The 255-nt window shown below is 58.8% G+C and carries 1 protein-coding gene; it reads right to left on the reverse strand.

Going from position 1 to position 255, the window contains the following annotated elements; translation table 11 throughout:
- Window positions 1-247 (reverse strand): tyrosine-type recombinase/integrase (locus G8767_RS36695; RefSeq protein WP_166814321.1); only part of this gene is annotated, 247 nt, incomplete at its 3' end.
- Window positions 248-255: the final 8 nt, after the last annotated feature.

The raw sequence follows: 255 nt of genomic DNA on the forward strand, positions 1-255 counted from the left end.
GCACGGCCACCGACTGTCGCTCGTACTCCGTTACCGACGTGAATCCCGCCGGTCGTCCGTGCCTGTCGATCGCGAACTTCGAAATCTCCTCGGTGGCTTGGCGTTTACGTTTGAGTGTGACGGAGAAGTATCCCATGGTCGTGTCGACGCTGCGGTGATCCATCAATTCGCGTAGGACGTCCACCGGTGTGCCGTTGTCAGCGTGCCGCTGAGCGTAGGAGTGCCGCAATCCGTAAGGAGTGATCATTGATCTGT

Origin of the sequence: Rhodococcus sp. IC4_135, from assembly GCF_011602025.1 — a bacterium.
GTDB classification, from domain to species: domain Bacteria; phylum Actinomycetota; class Actinomycetes; order Mycobacteriales; family Mycobacteriaceae; genus Rhodococcus_F; species Rhodococcus_F baikonurensis.